This is a genomic window from Flavobacterium cerinum (assembly GCF_004028155.1).
Classification (GTDB): Bacteria; Bacteroidota; Bacteroidia; order Flavobacteriales; family Flavobacteriaceae; genus Flavobacterium; species Flavobacterium cerinum.
Genome location: NZ_SBII01000001.1, coordinates 458,709 through 475,917, shown reverse-complemented (window position 1 = coordinate 475,917; position 17,209 = coordinate 458,709). Strand labels below are relative to the sequence as shown.

General features: G+C 38.2%; 13 protein-coding genes. 5 read left to right on the top strand and 8 right to left on the bottom strand.

Annotated elements, in window-relative coordinates:
* Positions 1 to 14: 14 nt before the first annotated feature.
* Complete coding sequence (locus tag EPI11_RS02180) at positions 15 to 992, top strand: hypothetical protein (RefSeq protein WP_241657561.1); 978 nt, start codon at positions 15 to 17, stop codon at positions 990 to 992.
* 150 nt (positions 993 to 1,142) lie between these two features.
* On the opposite strand, the gene EPI11_RS02175 is transcribed toward EPI11_RS02180, so the two are convergent.
* Positions 1,143 to 2,669 (bottom strand): DUF6770 family protein, encoded by a 1,527-nt coding sequence (locus EPI11_RS02175; protein ID WP_128388315.1) that lies wholly within the window; start codon positions 2,667 to 2,669, stop codon positions 1,143 to 1,145.
* 2 nt (positions 2,670 to 2,671) lie between these two features.
* Positions 2,672 to 3,958 carry a M48 family metallopeptidase gene (locus EPI11_RS02170; protein WP_128388314.1) on the bottom strand — a complete coding sequence of 429 codons (1,287 nt, stop codon included), beginning with the start codon at positions 3,956 to 3,958 and terminating at the stop codon, positions 2,672 to 2,674.
* 241 nt (positions 3,959 to 4,199) lie between these two features.
* Between EPI11_RS02170 and EPI11_RS02165 the strand changes: the two genes are divergently transcribed.
* The 4 genes from EPI11_RS02165 to EPI11_RS02150 all read left to right on the top strand — a co-directional run bounded on the left by EPI11_RS02165 (position 4,200) and on the right by EPI11_RS02150 (position 9,389).
* Complete coding sequence (locus tag EPI11_RS02165; protein ID WP_128388313.1) at positions 4,200 to 5,729, top strand: helicase HerA-like domain-containing protein; 1,530 nt, start codon at positions 4,200 to 4,202, stop codon at positions 5,727 to 5,729.
* A 229-nt stretch (positions 5,730 to 5,958) separates the two neighbouring features.
* Entirely contained in the window at positions 5,959 to 6,822 is an 864-nt protein-coding gene (locus EPI11_RS02160; protein ID WP_128388312.1) for a sigma-70 family RNA polymerase sigma factor, read from the top strand.
* Between the two features lie 410 nt (positions 6,823 to 7,232).
* The gene (gene rpe / locus EPI11_RS02155; RefSeq protein WP_128388311.1) at positions 7,233 to 7,895 is read left to right on the top strand and encodes a ribulose-phosphate 3-epimerase; all 663 of its coding nucleotides are present in this window, start codon (positions 7,233 to 7,235) and stop codon (positions 7,893 to 7,895) included.
* Between the two features lie 48 nt (positions 7,896 to 7,943).
* Entirely contained in the window at positions 7,944 to 9,389 is a 1,446-nt protein-coding gene (locus EPI11_RS02150; RefSeq protein WP_128388310.1) for a glycoside hydrolase family 30 protein, read from the top strand.
* Positions 9,390 to 9,441: 52 nt separating this feature from the next.
* Here the strand turns inward: EPI11_RS02150 and EPI11_RS02145 are convergent, their stop codons facing one another.
* The 6 genes from EPI11_RS02145 to EPI11_RS02120 all read right to left on the bottom strand — a co-directional run bounded on the left by EPI11_RS02145 (position 9,442) and on the right by EPI11_RS02120 (position 17,121).
* A complete protein-coding gene (locus tag EPI11_RS02145) occupies positions 9,442 to 10,356 on the bottom strand; it encodes a hypothetical protein (protein WP_128388309.1) in 915 nt (304 codons plus the stop codon).
* A 22-nt stretch (positions 10,357 to 10,378) separates the two neighbouring features.
* Positions 10,379 to 10,831 (bottom strand): GNAT family N-acetyltransferase, encoded by a 453-nt coding sequence (locus EPI11_RS02140; RefSeq protein WP_128388308.1) that lies wholly within the window; start codon positions 10,829 to 10,831, stop codon positions 10,379 to 10,381.
* A 39-nt stretch (positions 10,832 to 10,870) separates the two neighbouring features.
* Complete coding sequence (locus EPI11_RS02135) at positions 10,871 to 12,169, bottom strand: TolC family protein (RefSeq protein WP_128388307.1); 1,299 nt, start codon at positions 12,167 to 12,169, stop codon at positions 10,871 to 10,873.
* 3 nt (positions 12,170 to 12,172) lie between these two features.
* Positions 12,173 to 15,250: an efflux RND transporter permease subunit gene (locus EPI11_RS02130; RefSeq protein ID WP_128388306.1), complete on the bottom strand. Its 3,078-nt coding sequence runs from the start codon at positions 15,248 to 15,250 to the stop codon at positions 12,173 to 12,175.
* Complete coding sequence (locus EPI11_RS02125; protein ID WP_128388305.1) at positions 15,247 to 16,326, bottom strand: efflux RND transporter periplasmic adaptor subunit; 1,080 nt, start codon at positions 16,324 to 16,326, stop codon at positions 15,247 to 15,249. The genes EPI11_RS02130 and EPI11_RS02125 overlap by 4 nt, the downstream gene beginning before the upstream one ends.
* A gap of 612 nt (positions 16,327 to 16,938) precedes the next feature.
* The gene (locus EPI11_RS02120; RefSeq protein WP_128388304.1) at positions 16,939 to 17,121 is read right to left on the bottom strand and encodes a hypothetical protein; all 183 of its coding nucleotides are present in this window, start codon (positions 17,119 to 17,121) and stop codon (positions 16,939 to 16,941) included.
* Positions 17,122 to 17,209: the final 88 nt, after the last annotated feature.

The window sequence follows — 17,209 nt, the reverse complement described above, 5'->3', positions numbered from 1 at the left end:
TAAATCCTATATTTGTGAAAATCGCAAATATGGATAATCAGGAACTCTTGCTTAAAGCCATTCGTCAGAAACTGGAAAAGTCGGTTTCCCTTATTGAAGAAATTGCAGAAAGGCTCAGTATCAGTTATGATGCTGCACATCGCAGGGTATCTCAAAAAAGTAAATTCTCAATAGAAGAAACCATTACCCTCTGCAGGCACTATTCCATTTCTATGGATGCCCTTTTTTCAGATGGTAAAAAGGTAATTGTAGAAAAAACGGCCGAGATTCGTTCCATGGCAGACATGGAGGCTTACTTTCGCCATTCGGCAGAAAACATTAGCAGCTTTCTTAATGTGCCCGATGCAAAAATGTATTATTCTGCAAAAGATATTCCACTGTTTCATACCATTGGCGGTACACTGTTATCCAAGTTCAAGCTCTATGTATGGCTCAACCTGCTGTCCGGCACGCAAAACCAGGATACATTTGAAAATTTCACTATAAACAATGCATTGCTGGAACACAGTACAAAACTCAAAGCTGTCTATGAAAATGTAGAAGTAAACGAAGTTTGGAATGATACAACTATAAACAGCAGCCTTCAGCAAATTTACTATTTCTTCCAGTCGGGACTGTTGTCCTTAACCAATGCCCAGTTGCTTTGTGCCGACCTTAAAACCATACTGCAAACCGCCGAAGACCGCTGCTCTAAAGAAGGATCACGCTTTCACTTGTATTATAATGAACTGCTCATCCTAAACAACAATGTACTGCTGTCAGCACCTCAAAAACAGTCATTATTTGTACCCTATACCATGCTGGGATATTTTATAACCAATGATGCTGCAACGTGTGGTAATGCCCTCGATTTTTTTAAACATCAGGTAAAAAATTCAAAATCGCTCAACCAGTCGGGTACACGCGACCGAAAGCTGTTTTTTAATAAAGCCCATCAAAAGATCGATTTTTACATCCAGAAGATCAATAGCGAACTTGACCTCGGATTTTAAAATTAATTCTGAGCATCGTTAATCACTAACAGTCAACACAATAGAAAACACACAATAGACAGCATTAAAATCAAGACGACATTTAAAAAACAATTAAAAAGAAACACCTCCTAAAATCAGGAGGTGTTTTTTTATCTGGACATGTAGATGTTAGTAATTTATCTTTTCAAGCCTGAATTCAGTAGACTTGTTCTTCTCATCAAAATTTTCAACCAGCATTAAGTAGCCTTTTTTAGAATTATAGGCTTTAATGTTGCTCGTTTCTGTTTTTAAATCTAAGGTTTGTCTCTTAAATTTCCCATCAGAATAAGAGACTATACCATACAATGTGCTTTTCTTCCTGTTTTTAGACTTTTTCTCATTATCATTAAGAAAGAATAGAAACTCATCATCACCCAAATCCTGATAATCTATAAAGTCAAACATTCCGTAATTTTTAATATCACTTGAATACGCATTAGTTCCAGGAAATTTATTCCTGAATTTTGTCACTTCAAATAAGTCCTTAACTTCAAATTTATCATCAAGTTCTAAAAAGTACATATTATTAGTAATAATAGGTTTATTAATAAAAGCTTCGGTAACCGCAATTATATTTCCATCACTTTTCAATAACATATTATGCGTATACAGCTGCCCTTCCTTTCTCACATACCCATTTTTCTTAATGTCAAGCTTACCTACCAAACTTTCCCATTTAAAATAGTTCTTGTCTAACAGTTCTCCTGTTTTTTTGTTAAACACAAGTTTATAAAGACCAATATTTTCCGTATCATCTAAACTTGCATATTTATTACCTTTAGCATAATTCCCCATCAGGTATACTTTATCATTCGTAATAACACAGTCTACCACCCTGTAACTAAACTTATCAAGTTCAGGGAATTGAAATTCTTTACGTAATGTGCCTTTCTTTGCATCCAGGAATAATGTAGAAACTTCCGGCAGATAAGTACCTTCATTATTATTTTTTGTATAACGATTAAATAACACTATTACATCTTCATCGGAAGCCAGGTAAGTTAAAATTTTTTTCTTTTTATCCTCAACTTCCGAATACTCATACTTCCACTCCTCTTTAAGATCATCATTATAATGTGCAAGATATCTTTTTGTTCTTCCTTCCTTTTTGTTTAAAGTTTTAGAATGTACCATCATACCTACACCATCATAAAATGAGATATTCTCAGACATATTGTTACTCATATTACTATTCTTACGGTCAAATACCGGATTTAGCCTTAGAGAACCTTTAATAAAATCAAAAGGCTTACTCATTTCGTTAGTAACGACATCAAGAATCCTATACCGCTGAAAAAGGCTTACTCCATTAGCATAATCAGCTAATTCCAATAATAATTTATTTTTATACAATGAAACACCTACGGTGATCTTCTCTGCATCTATAAGCCACGATTCATATTTCATTTCTGTCATAAAACCGTTGGTAACCTTAGTAAGGTTTTCATCAAGCACAACATACTCAAGTTCAACAGTCTCTTTGGCAACCTTATCTGATTCAAATAATATAAAATATCCTTTGATATTATTCTTTTCATCTTTTATAACATCAGACGAATAAAACTTCCCTTTAGATAGTTTACTTAAATTAGTTATCTGCCCATAACTGGTACAGCAGAAAAAGCAAAGCAAAAGCAACAGGTAATTATTTCTCAATTTTAAGATTTAAAGTTGTTTATGATAATTTCAAGATCGGTCATTTTAATATTGTTCACAAAGCTGATAAACCTGTTAAGGCTCGCCGTATTATGCAGATTATCGTGTGTCGGCACATACCGGTTTATGGTATAACTCCCTCTTGAAGCATAAATCTTAGTGAAATTCAGGTAAATAATATTTTTAAGAATTGGGTTTTCACTATCATTCTTATAAAGCTTTAAGGCTTCATAAAGAGATAATCCATATTTTTCGGCGGTGAATAGATTAAAAAGGTTTTGATAAGCACTATTCTTTTTAATCTCCAAAAAACTATTGGAACTGCTATACTGAGCTGTAAACTTATTATCCAGGTGGTCTTTAAGAAGTTTTACACGGGTAATGCAATCCGGATGCGTTTTTAACGAATCGACATCGATACGTTTTGTTTTATCATATTTTTTAAATAAGCTTTCTTCTTCTTCAAAATATTTTTGCTTTACCACAAAACCCCCTTTTTCAAAAACACGCTTATAATCGCCCGGCATAATAGAATCTTTCTCTTTATCAGAATCATCAAGCTTTCCTAAAACAGCAATTGCCGCTTTAGGATTACGCATTGTTTTTTTATAAAACACCAGGCCGATAGAATCTGCCTCGATTTCTTTTTTCCTGCGTTCACTATAATTTTGATAACGTATATTTTTTAGCAAATCACTTGCCGTTGTAGCTCTGCCATACTTTTGCTTCCTGATTTCTTTTGTTTTCTTAACCACCTCTTCAGACGTAGATAATAAGGCAAACGTTTCGATATCGTTTTTTATATGGTTCAAAAATTGATGCCCAATTTCATGAGAAATAATAAAAACTAATTCATCTTCATTATCTGTTGCTAAAAACAAACCGTAATTTACCACTATAGTTCCATCACCGGTATTATAAGCATTGATTTCCGAATTCCTCGATAAAAGCATTTTATAACCTTCGGGCGATATGCCGCTTTTAATAAGCACCTCATCCATTAAGCCTTGAAGGTAAGGGTTGATTTTATCATCACAGATAAAATTGTTACTGTTTATCTTATCTAAAAAATTGTCCTGTATTTCGCTATATATCTCTTTAGTTATATTTTTCTGTGCCGAATTTAATGCAGATTTCTTTTTATTAATGCTTTCAAATTTTTTCTTGTATTCCAAATTCAAATTGGCTTTACAAACAAACGACGTAGTATCTATAGAAACAAAATTTGTTTGCCCATTAATAAATAACCCACAGAACACCAGAGCTATTATAGTAAAAATAAACTTCATGCTTTAATTGATTTAAAAACTTAATTCCCGAAATACTGTTTTTAACAGTAAATTATGTTAAAAACAGTAAATATATACCAAATACTGCTAAAAATATAATTCTACTCCACTCATTAGCCTCTTTTAAGAATAACAACTCAAATATTCTCAACAGACAAGATCCATTCTTAAAATTAAATCCAAATACTATTTGCCAGACAAAAATTAAATGCGAAATTTAGAATCATAAAACAAGCATCTAATGGCAGATACAACTCTTTTCGCTCAAACCATAAGTAAAGGATATGAAACCCAGGGCGATTCTATAACCCTGGGAACAGCAATGCTCAACGGCCAGCCTGTAGAAGGAGCCCACATCAAAATTCCGTTAAAGACATTAAACAGGCACGGACTGATATCCGGAGCAACCGGAACCGGAAAAACCAAGACCCTTCAGGTGTTATCAGAACAGCTTTCGGAGAACGGTATCCCTGTATTAATGATGGATATAAAAGGAGATTTGAGCGGTATCGCCAAACCCGGAGAAGAAAAGCCGTTTATTACCGAAAGGATGGCTAAGATCGGGCTCCCATTTTCTGCCAAAGGTTTCCCGGTAGAACTGATGTCACTCTCCAAGCAAAACGGGGTGCGTTTGCGATCTACCGTATCAGAGTTTGGACCTGTACTCTTCTCACGGGTATTAGACCTTAATGACACCCAAACAGGCGTTGTAGGGGTTATATTTAAGTACTGTGACGATAAAGGAATGCCGCTGCTCGATTTAAAAGACATTAAAAAAGTACTTCAATACATTACTGAAGAAGGCAAAGACGAAATTGAAAAAGAATACGGAAAGATCTCTACCTCTACAACCGGACTGATTCTCCGCAAGATCATCGAACTGGAACAGCAGGGTGCCGATATGTTTTTTGGTGAAATGTCTTTTGATACTAACGACCTGATGCGCATAGACAGTGAAGGCAGAGGCTATATAAACATTATGCGCCTTACCGATATCCAGGACAAGCCAAAACTCTTCTCTACTTTTATGCTTTCGCTTTTAGCGGAGATTTATAACCTGATGCCCGAAAGAGGGGATGCCGACAGGCCGGAACTGGTTATTTTTATTGATGAAGCACACCTTATATTCGATCAGGCGAGTAAAACATTACTGGATCAGATTGAAACCATAGTAAAACTAATACGTTCTAAAGGCGTAGGTATCTTCTTTGTGACCCAAAACCCTACCGACGTACCCACTGGGGTATTGAGCCAGTTAGGTTTAAAGATACAGCACGCCCTGCGTGCCTTTACCGCTGCCGACCGTAAAGCCATAAAGCTTACCGCAGAAAACTACCCTATATCCGAATTTTATAAAACCGATGAGATCATCACCCAGCTAGGAACGGGTGAAGCATTAATTACCGCCTTAAGCGAAAAAGGCGTTCCTACCCCACTCGCAGCAACCATGCTGAGAGCACCAATGAGCCGCATGGACATTCTTACCGATGATGAAATTGCAGCACTAAATGCCAACTCCAAACTGGTAAAAAAATACATTGAAGAAATAGACCGTGAAAGTGCTTACGAAATGCTGATTAAAAAGATCGAAGACGCAACAGCACAGCAGCAGGAAACACAGCAACAACAGGCCGAAGAAAAAGCTTCCAGATCAACAAAAAGCCAACCTTCAATGGGAACAGAAATAGGCAAATCGGTAGTGAAAGTAGTGACCAGTGCCACCTTTATCAGAGGTGTATTTGGAGTGTTGAGTAAAATGTTCAAAAAATAATTAAAAAAATACGATCATTTAAAATTCTTATTTCCGTATAATGATTTGCAAAATCACAATGCTAACCAAAAGGTTATCAATGGCATAGATTTTGCAAATCATTACATAAAGTAACAAACAGTAGCCCAATAATGAGGCAGATGTAAAATAATTTTCAATTCTGTGTAACTTTTTTGCCACTCATTACGTATAACTACCAGATTACTCAAAATAACTCAGGAAATTTTAAATGAGACAACTAAAAATTACCAAGCAGGTAACCAACAGGGAAACTGCTTCATTAGACAAGTACCTTCAGGAAATTGGAAAAGTGGATCTGATCACTGCAGATGAGGAGGTAGAGTTAGCACAAAGAATAAAAGCCGGAGACCAGAAAGCACTTGAGAAATTAACGAAAGCCAACTTGCGTTTCGTGGTATCAGTTGCAAAACAATATCAAAATCAGGGTTTAACCCTTCCCGATCTAATTAACGAAGGAAACTTAGGACTTATTAAGGCTGCACAGCGTTTCGATGAAACACGTGGTTTTAAATTTATTTCCTATGCTGTATGGTGGATCCGTCAATCTATCCTTCAGGCATTAGCAGAACAGTCACGTATTGTTCGTCTGCCATTAAACAAGATTGGGTCTATTAATAAGATCAATAAAATGTATGCTTTATTGGAGCAAAGTAATGAGCGTGCCCCTTCTGCAGAAGAAATTGCAAAAGAGCTGGACATGACCGTTAACGATGTAAAAGAAAGCATGAAGAACTCTGGCCGCCACCTTTCAATGGATGCGCCATTAGTAGAAGGTGAAGATTCTAACCTGTATGACGTTTTACGTTCTGGTGAGTCTCCAAACCCGGATCGTGAGTTAATTCACGAGTCACTTCGTACCGAAATTGAAAGAGCTCTGGAAACATTAACGCCTCGTGAGGCTGATGTAGTAAGATTATACTTTGGTTTAGGTGACCAGCACCCGATGACACTTGAAGAGATAGGCGAAACTTTCGACCTTACCCGTGAGCGTGTTCGTCAGATTAAAGAAAAGGCTATCAGAAGATTAAAACATACTTCTCGCAGCAAAATCCTTAAAACCTACTTAGGTTAATACACGTATATGCAAAAAAGGTCAGCCAGAATTCCATATTTTAAATAAAATTTGTATTTTGGCACTCCTAATACGCAATATACCTATAACAATATATAACGTGCAAACAGTTCAATAACTGTTCGTTTTTTGATTGATGATTGAACTCCGGCTGATTACCGGAGTTTTTTTTTTTGCTAAAACCTGCCATTTAAACTAGACTCAAATTAATTAAATATGGCAAATCTTACAATGATAACGTTGTAGTAATTCTCAAAATTGTGCAGAATTAAAAATATTTTTTGTAAGAAATCAATCTATCAAACCCCATACACCTGTCCTTTAGCTTTAAGAATCAGCAATTTTATGACTTTACAGCTTTGCAGCTTTAGCAGTTAAAGCTATCTTTGTGAAAACTATTCTACTTCACAATGAAAAATACTTTAATAGCACCTTCAGTGCTTTCAGCAGATTTTGCTAACCTGCAGCGCGATATCGAAATGATCAATAACAGTGAGGCCGACTGGTTTCATATTGATATCATGGACGGTGTATTTGTACCTAACATCTCTTTTGGAATGCCGGTACTTGAAGCCATTACGCGTCATGCTAAAAAAACTATAGACGTTCATGTAATGATCGTTAATCCTGACCAGTATATTAAAACTTTTGCACAATTAGGCACTACAAACCTAACAGTGCATTTCGAAGCATGTACACACCTTCACCGTACGCTTCAGGCTATAAAAGCAGAAGGCATGAAAGCAGGTGTAGCCCTTAACCCACATACTAACGTTGCTCTTCTGGAAGACATCATCAATGATATTGATGTAGTGTGTCTAATGAGCGTTAACCCTGGTTTTGGCGGTCAGTCTTTCATCGAAAGAACTTACGATAAAGTAAAACAGTTAAAAGAGATCATAACAAGAAACAATGCTTCTACGCTTATTGAGATAGATGGTGGTGTGAGTGACAAGAACGCGAAGCAGCTTGTTGAGGCCGGTGCAGATGTACTGGTAGCAGGAAACTATGTTTTCAGGGCACAAGACCCTGTAGCGACTATAGCTTCCCTTAAAAAGCTTACATCGTTCTAATTCACATATTCCAAAATCCGGCCGCCAGGCCAACATCTATTCTATTCAATGAAAAAAATCCCTTTACTAATTCTTTTGGTCTCAGGCAGTGTGCTCTGGGCTCAAAACAAAAAACCTTATACCACAAGTGGTAAAAAGGTGACAGTGTACACCACTGCCGAAAAAACTACCCAGCGTATAACGCCTGCCGGTACGACTCTATCTTTTAGCGAACTAAAACAACCTCTGGAAACCCAGATATCTGTTTTTGTAAACCCTAACAAGACATTCCAAACCGTTATGGGTATTGGCGGCGCTATCACAGATGCCTCTGCCGAGACATTTGCTAAGATCCCTAAAGACAAACAGCAGGAAATCCTTGATGCTTACTTTGATGTAAACAAAGGTATTGGCTACACTCTTGCCAGAACGACCATTCACAGCAGCGACTTTTCAAGCGGAAGCTACACTTACATTAAAGAAGGAGACAAAGAGCTTAAATCCTTTAGTGTAGACCACGACAAGAAATACCGCATTCCGTTTATCAAAAAAGCAATTGCTGCTGCAGGAGGTAAACTAACCATGTATGCTTCTCCCTGGAGCCCTCCGGCTTTCATGAAAGATAACAACAACATGCTTAAAGGTGGTAAGCTTAAACCTGATTATTTCCAGGCATGGGCAAACTACTACACCAAGTTCATCAAGGCTTACGAGAAAGAAGGCATTCCAATTTGGGGTATTTCGATCCAGAATGAGCCAATGGCTACACAAAAATGGGAATCATGTATCTTCACGGGAGAAGAAGAGCGTGACTTCCTTAAGAATTTCTTAGGCCCAACAATGCACAAGGAAGGCTTTAAAGACAAAAAGATCATCGCATGGGACCACAACCGCGATATGCTGTACCAAAGAGCAAGTACTATGCTTGACGATCCTGAAGCGGCTAAATATGTTTGGGGTATCGGTTACCACTGGTACGAGAACTGGAGTGGCGGCGAACAAATGTTCGACAACCTGAAACTGGTTCACGAAGCATACCCAGAAACCAACCTTATTTTTACCGAAGGCTGTAAAGAGAAATTTGACATTAACCGTATTGGCGATTGGAAACTGGGCGAACTATACGGTACAAACATGATCAATGACTTTAACAACGGCATTGTAGCATGGACAGACTGGAACATCCTTCTTGATGAGACAGGTGGACCAAACCATGTATTCAATCTTTGTTTTGCTCCAATCCATGCCAACACCAAAACCGGTGAGATCATGTACACAAACGAGTATTACTACATAGGCCACTTCTCTAAATTTGTACGCCCGGGTGCTAAAAGAATTGCCTGCTCTCCAAGCAGAAGCGCTATCAGTGCTACAGCATTCATCAATACCGATGGTAAAGTTGCCGTTATTGTAATGAACAAAGGCGACGAAAAGCTAAACTACAACCTTTGGATCGAAGGTCAGGCTGTAGAAGTAGAAAGCCAGCCGCACTCAATGCAGACACTGGTATTCTAATACCTGTTTTATAAAACTAAAAACCTCTAAAGATTCTTTAGAGGTTTTTTTATTATTTATTCAAATAAGCCACATCTTTTAAACTGTTCAATTTTAAATAAATGTATTCTCTTTTTGCATCGAATATAATACTGAAACGCTTCAAGACATCGCCGCCAAGTACACTAATGCTCTGCTGTAATTTTGTTCCACTAAAAAAACCTACAGACACATTGGTTAACTTTTGGTTGCCTATCATAAAGGAAGGAAGTAAAGCTTTTTTCGTTTTCAAAACATGACCATAAGAATCTTTCAACTCTTTTTCTCCTGTTATTTTTAGTTTTTCATCCAGCTTATTTTCCGAGACAAAAGCGTCATCAAATAAAACAGCACCGGCATATCCTGAATGAATCATGAACTTATTTGTAAAAGAAGTTCCTTTTGCTTGACCCGTCGCTTCCAAAAACATAGAATTGTTTTGCTGCGTTAGTTTTAGCTTATCATAGTTTTTTACTTTCTTAGGAAGTTCAGAATAAACAATGATAACTTTCTTTTCAAAATCAATTTCAACGGCTTTGTCCTTAAAAAGGTTAGGCCCAAACTTACCATCAGTATGCTGTCCTGAATTTTTATCTTCCCATACCAGTACGTTCTCCCATTTCATTGCCCCTATCTGTACCGAATTACCTTTGCTGAACCGGGACTCATTAGTTGCACTTCCCCAGCTTTTCACATCATTAACGGTACCGTCAAATTTTATACTCTTCAGCTTTTTCACAGCATCTTCTGTAAGTTCAATATCATTGATTGCCGTATGAAACATCAGGTGTACAGTATCCTTTTCATTCAGGATAACCTGAACCGAAAGGTTGTTGTAATCCGTCAGTTCAAAAGGTAGGGTATATATTTTTTCGGAGTTGTTCTGACCGAAAGCCATTTGACAACAACCTGCCAGTACCACTAAAATGCAAACAGTAAGTTTATGCATGGATATTCTTTCTAGATTACGACTATTTTACACTAATCTCATAAATGCGCGATTCTTCTTCCCAAGGATGATAGCCCTGCCCAATGTATATGAAACCCTGCTTTTCATAGAAACCAACATGATCTGTACATAAATACAGGTTATCAAAACCAAATTTTCGGGTATCTTCTTTCGCTTTATCGATCAGTAAAACACTGTAGTTATTTCCTCTATGGTTCTCGTCAATGTAAATAGCGCACACCCACGGGTACAGGTCGGCACGGCTTATAAAATCATTGGTTATAAGTCCGGCACACCCTATAATTTCACCTTCTTTTTCAAGCAGGTACCATTGCGGTAAAGAATTCTTCGCGGTTAAGCTATGGGTAATGCAGTCATCATACATAACTCCGGAAATTTCAGGCCAGCTTTTTTGTAAATATTCAATTGCTGTCTGTTTGTATTGTGGATTTTCCCTAACAGATATAATTTTCATTTGTAGTTTAAATTTAAGTGTAATCCTTGAATTGAAGGATTAAAAAGTAATGTTCCCTGCAAGTTGCTTTAGCGTAACTTCAGATATTTTTGCCTGGTATTGTGCAGAACTATTACGCGTTCTTGCATTAACGTAATTAAGCTGTGCTGTTCTTACTTCAAGCGTTGTGATAGTACCAATACGGTATTTTTCAAGCGTAATATCAAGGTTTTGCTCCGCAATATCTTCATTACGGGCTTCTAATTTTACCAGTTCTAAATTGGTAAGATAAGTTTGATAGGCCGAGATCAGCTGTGCATTAACCATTTGTTTCTGCTGATCGATCTGGATCTTACTGCTTTCAATCTGTAGTTTCGCAATTTTCTCGTTTCGGTTTTGCAAAAAGCCGTTGAATATATTAATCGAAGCCGAAATACCATAACTAAATCCTCTACCTTTATTTTCTCTGGCAAAACCAAGGCTCGATTCACTTTCAGTAAAAATATAACCGGCACTCACTCCTACCTGCGGATAACGGGAGGACTTCACTTGTTTCAGGTTGAGTTCTGCTACCCGTTTATTAATCAGCGACATCTGTATCTGCGGATTTTGCTGTTCTGCCAAGCCTATCAGATCTACCAGTTTTAGTTTATCATCCGTTGTCACGGCTTCTGCAACCTTAAATTGTGTTGTAAGGTCGCGTGCCATTAATTGGTTTAATGCGGTTTTTGTATTCTCAAACAATTCCTTTTGACGCAGGTAATTGGTCTGGTCTGTGTTCAGGTCTACCTGTGCATTTAGCACTTCCAGTTTTGCTGCCTTGCCTATCTTAAAACGGTTATCGGCAGTAGTTACCCTTTGCTGCGATATCACAATGGCAGTATCTAGTGCCGTTAGCATTTGCTGCTGCTGAACCAAATCATAATAAGTAACCATTACATCACTCACACGATTCATTATCATTAATTTCAGTTCGGTTTCACCTAATTCTTTTAACTGTTTTAATTGGTCGTATCGGGCAAACATTTTAAAACCGTCAAAAACAGTCCATCCCAGATTAACGCCATAGTTAAGACTGTTGTTCTTGGCATTATTCAGTTCCTGTACTGTACCGTCAGTACGTACCTGCCTGGAGTTTTGTATCGCATTATTCTGGTTCAGTGTCCCAGACAGATTAGGGAGCAGTCCTGCATTGGCAAGGCTTACATTCTGTTCGTCTATCTTTAGGTCGTTTGTTGCCAGCTTAATGTCATAGTTATTTTCCAGTGCTATAGCGACAGCCTGCTCAGCTGTGAGTAATTGCTGGGCGCTGCAAACAACTGTAAATAAACCAAATACTATAGAGATATAAAACTTCATGGGTTAGTCTTCAATGTTGTCAAATTCAGGGCGGTGCTTTTTAGGGCGCGACCACATATAATAAATTGCTGGGATAATAAACAAGGTAAGCACTAAGGAGAATATAGTACCGCCTACAATTACAACCCCCATACCAATACGGCTGGTAGATGCTGCTCCTAGCGACATCGCAATAGGTAATGCACCTAGCGCAATGGCTAAACTGGTCATTAATATCGGGCGAAGGCGCGATTCGGCAGCCTCCATAATAGCTTCATATTTTGGTCTGCCTTCTTCCCTAAGCTGATTGGCAAACTCTACGATAAGGATACCGTTCTTCGTGACCAGTCCTATAAGCATGATGGTACCGATCTGGCTAAAGATATTCCACGTCTGCCCAAAAAGCCACAGCGATAATAATGCTCCGGCAACCGCCATAGGTACAGTAAGAATAATAATAAACGGATCGATAAAGCTCTCAAACTGCCCTGCTAATATTAAGTAGATAAGCAATAGTGCAAGGCCAAAAGCAAACAGCGTATTAGAGCTGCTCTCCACAAAGTCACGCGATTCACCACCAAGATCGGTTGTGAAAGTATCATCCAGCACTTTTTCTTTAGCACGCTCCATGGCATCAATACCGTCACTGATACTCATTCCCGGTGCGAGTCCTGCCGAAACGGTAGCCGACATATAACGGTTATTGTGGTACAGCTGTGGCGGGCTGCTTTGTTCGTCTACAGTAACAAGGTTATCCAACTGAATTAGTTCTCCCGTATTACTCTTCACAAAAGTAGAGGTAAGATCCAGAGGTGCGTCACGGTCTTTTTGTTCAAACTGCCCCATTACCTGGTACTGCTTACCATTCATCATAAAGTAGCCAAAACGCTGGCCGCTCAATGATAACTGTAATGTCTGTGCTACGTCCAGTAGAGATACCCCAAGGCTTTGCGCCTTTTCACGGTCTATTGTTACTGTTATCTCAGGTTTATTGAATTTCAGGTTTACATCGGTCATAGCAAACGTAGGATCTTTACTTACCTCGTCCATGAACTGTGGTATTTTTTCACGCAGTTTTTCAAAGTTGGGTGCCTGTATAATATATTGTATCGGGAAACCTCCTCTTCGGTTTACGGCAATGGTAGGCTGTTCTGATACCGATGTACGTGCCTCTGAATAACGCTTGGTCCATTTGGTAAGATCAGCAGCAATTTCTTTTTGCGAACGTTTCCTTTCATTTGGCTCTACCAACGCAATTCGCACACGACCACTGTTTACAGATGATGATCCAAAACCGGGTGATGTAATTACAAGGCTCACTTTTTTCTCGGGTACAGAGTCTTTTATAAGCTGTTCGATCTCACCCATAAAGCGGTTCATATATTCATACGATGCACCTTCGGGAGCGGTAATATTTAGTCCAACAAAACTACGGTCATCATAAGGTGCTGTTTCTTTTTGAATGATCGAATAAAATAATCCAATAAGTCCTAAACACACAACAAGTATTGGGAAACTCACCCATTTCCTTTTCATAAATCCTTTTAATGCATTTGCATAACCGGCATTCAGTTTTTCGAAATAAGGTTCGGTAAAATTATAAAAACGTGATTTTTTGTGTACGCCTCCTTTCATCAGGTAGGCATTTAGCATAGGCGTAAGCGTAAGCGATACAAAAGCCGAGATCAATACCGCAGACGCAATGACGACCCCAAACTCCCGAAAGAGCCTCCCCACAAAACCTTCAAGGAAAATAACCGGAAGGAATACGGCTGCAAGTGTTACAGAAATAGAAATAACCGCAAAAAATATTTCATTGGCTCCCTTCATGGCAGCCTCTATAGGTGTCATTCCTTCTTCTACCTTTTTAAAGATATTTTCGGTAACTACGATACCATCATCTACCACAAGACCTGTAGCCAGTACAATAGCCAATAGTGTTAATACATTAATAGAGAACCCAAAAATATACATGATAAAGAAAGTAGCAATCAATGATACCGGTATGTCCAGCAAAGGTCGCAGTGCAATTGCCCAATCCCTGAAGAAAAGGTATATAATAAGTGTAACCAGTATAATGGAAATTGCCAGTGTCTCGGCAACTTCAAGTACTGATTTTTTAATGAATATAGTATTATCAATCGCGATATTAAGCTTAAGGTCGGCAGGCAGTTCTTTTTTCATCTGCTCGTACTGCACATAAAAAGCATCTGCCACCTCAATGTAGTTGGTTCCCGGCTGAGGGATGATCGCCAAACCTACAAGCTGCTGCCCGTCGTTGGTCATTTTCGTTTCCACATTTTCCGGGCCTAACTCTGCCCTTCCAACATCACTAAATTTTACGATCTTCTCCCCTTCCGATTTTACAATGATATTATTGAATTCTTCGGCACTTGCCAAATTTCCAAGAGTCTTAATGGTAAGCTCAGTATTAGCACCTGTAAGTTTACCTGTAGGTAATTCCACATTCTGGCTGTTAAGTGCATTACGCACATCACTAACCGTTACCCCATACGAGTTCAGTTTTACAGGATCGATCCACAGCCTCATGGCATATCGCTTCTGGCCCCATATCTGCACACTGCTCACACCCGGAATAGTTTGCAGCCTTTCGGCAATTACATTCTCGGCATAGTCACTAAGTTCAAGTGGGTTGCGTGTTGCACTCTGTACCGTCATAGTAATGATCGGTTCAGAATCGGCATCGGCTTTAGAAACTACCGGTGGCGCATCTATATCCTGCGGAAGGCTTCGAATAGCCTGTGATACTTTATCACGAACATCATTCGCTGCTTCCTCAAGGTTTTTTTCAAGGTTAAATTCTATCGTAATATTACTTGACCCCTGGTTACTGGAAGAAGTAATATTACGTATCCCATCAATAGAGTTGATGGCTTTTTCCAGCGGTTCTGTTATCTGCGACTCAATAATGTCGGCATTTGCGCCGGCATAGTTGGTTCGTACCGATATCTGCGCCGGGTCAATAGACGGGAATTCTCTTACCCCTAAGAACGTATAACCTATTATTCCAAAAAGAATAATAGCCACATTCATTACTATGGTAAGTACCGGCCGCTTTATACTTAGCGTAGATAAACTCATGGTTTAGCGTTTTTAGTTACCGATACCTTAACAGGTGTTTCTTTTTTAAGTGTAAGTACTCCGGTGGTTAGCACAGTATCGCCTGCTTTTAAGCCTGATAGTACCACAATATCCTTATCGGTACGGGTTCCGGTCTGCACCATTACTTCTTCTGCCAGACCGTTTTTAGCAATAAAAACTTTTTTACCGCCTTGTATCGGTACAATAGCTTCGGTAGGGATTACAAAAGCACCATCTACTTTTTCTAATGGAAGTGCCACGTTAGCAAAAGTTCCCGGTAGTAATTTACCATCACTGTTTTGTGCTAATGCCCTAACCCTTAAAGTACGGGTAGCAACATCAACTGCAGGTTCGATCGCATAAATCTTGGCTTCAAAATTCTGTGTTGTCCCGGCAACAGTAAATGATATTTTTGAGTTAAGCTTCATTTGCGAAGCATATTTCTCAGGAATAGAGAAAGTTATTTTTACCTGGCTGCTGCTCACTAAACTAGCAATAAGCGTTGCAGAAGTTACATAAGTACCCGGAGATATATTACGTAAACCAATAGTTCCCGAGAACGGTGCTCTTATTGACGTTTTGGCAATTTGCGCATTAATAAGCTGGGTTTGCGCCTGTGCTGTTTTAAAATCGGCGCTGGCAATATCATATTCTTCCTGGCTTATAGCCTCTTTTTGAAGCAGCAGTCGTGCACGCCTTTCATTTTCGGCAGCAAGGTTCTGTCTGGTTCGTGCAGCACCTGCCTGAGCCCTAAGTTCTACATCATTTATTTTTACAAGCACCTGCCCCTGCGATACTTTTGCCCCCTCGGTAAAAAATATCTTTTCGGCAATGCCCGACACCTCGCTTCTAATCTCTACCTGTTCATTGGCTTCTATAGAACCTGATAATGATAGTGTGTTAGAAAATTCCTGTGGAGCAACTACTACTCCGTTAACAGACATAGGCGGTTTTTTACCGTCCTTTCCGCCGCCGCCCTGTTCGTTTTTCTTAGCAGAATTTTCAGAAATCCTGTAGTATACCAGAGCGCCAACGCCAACAATTATAAGCGTGTAGACAATATATTTGATCTTCATGGTGGTGAATAAGTGAATGCAAAACAAATCTAAGGGAAAAGCGTGCCAAATCTTTCATTACATAATGAAAAATGACCAATTCAATACGTCAATCCAATAAAATAGATATGTTTTTTGTTAATTTATGCACATACTATACATACCACACAAAGCTAAAGGAATATTTCCTGACTGATAAAGCCATTGCTCGTTTTAACAAAATTTATACAAATTTTTTCCTACAGTCTTTCTCCCATTCACAACAACTGGGAAGAAAAGTCGAAAACGTATTAAAAAAACATATTTTTCTGTAATTCTTAAAGTTTTCTTAAGTAATAAAACGGCAAAATGTAAAAAAATTAGACAAAAGGTAAAAATAAAAATATCTCTTGCGCAGGTGTATTTTATTTCATTAATTTAACCATTCTTTTAAACTATTACATCAACAATAGCTTAAAAAATTACAATAACAAAACCAATTAAGAAAACAAGAAGTTAACGATAATGTGTGTGCTTAGAATTTATTTTAGGCAAGGAAGCCTGGCCCAAAAGCCAGGTTTTTCTTTTTACTAAAGTATAACCCGCACTATAGTTACTATAACTAGTATAAGTAGTTTAAACATAACTGTTGGTTTATTGTTTCTGTATACTTGATTTTTTGTTTCTGTAATATCCGCCATAATAAGCACCAATACAACCACACAACATTGCCATAAAATAATTGGCATCATAAACAATCCATATCACTGCCGATGCGAGTTGAAAGATCACAAAGAAAATCAACGCTACCTGTAAATCCTGTTTAGTAAGTTTCATTTTAATATTGTTTTAGGTTTGATATTTTCATTATTATAATACAAATATCGCTAACACTAAAAAGGTACAATTGTAAAATTGGGACAGC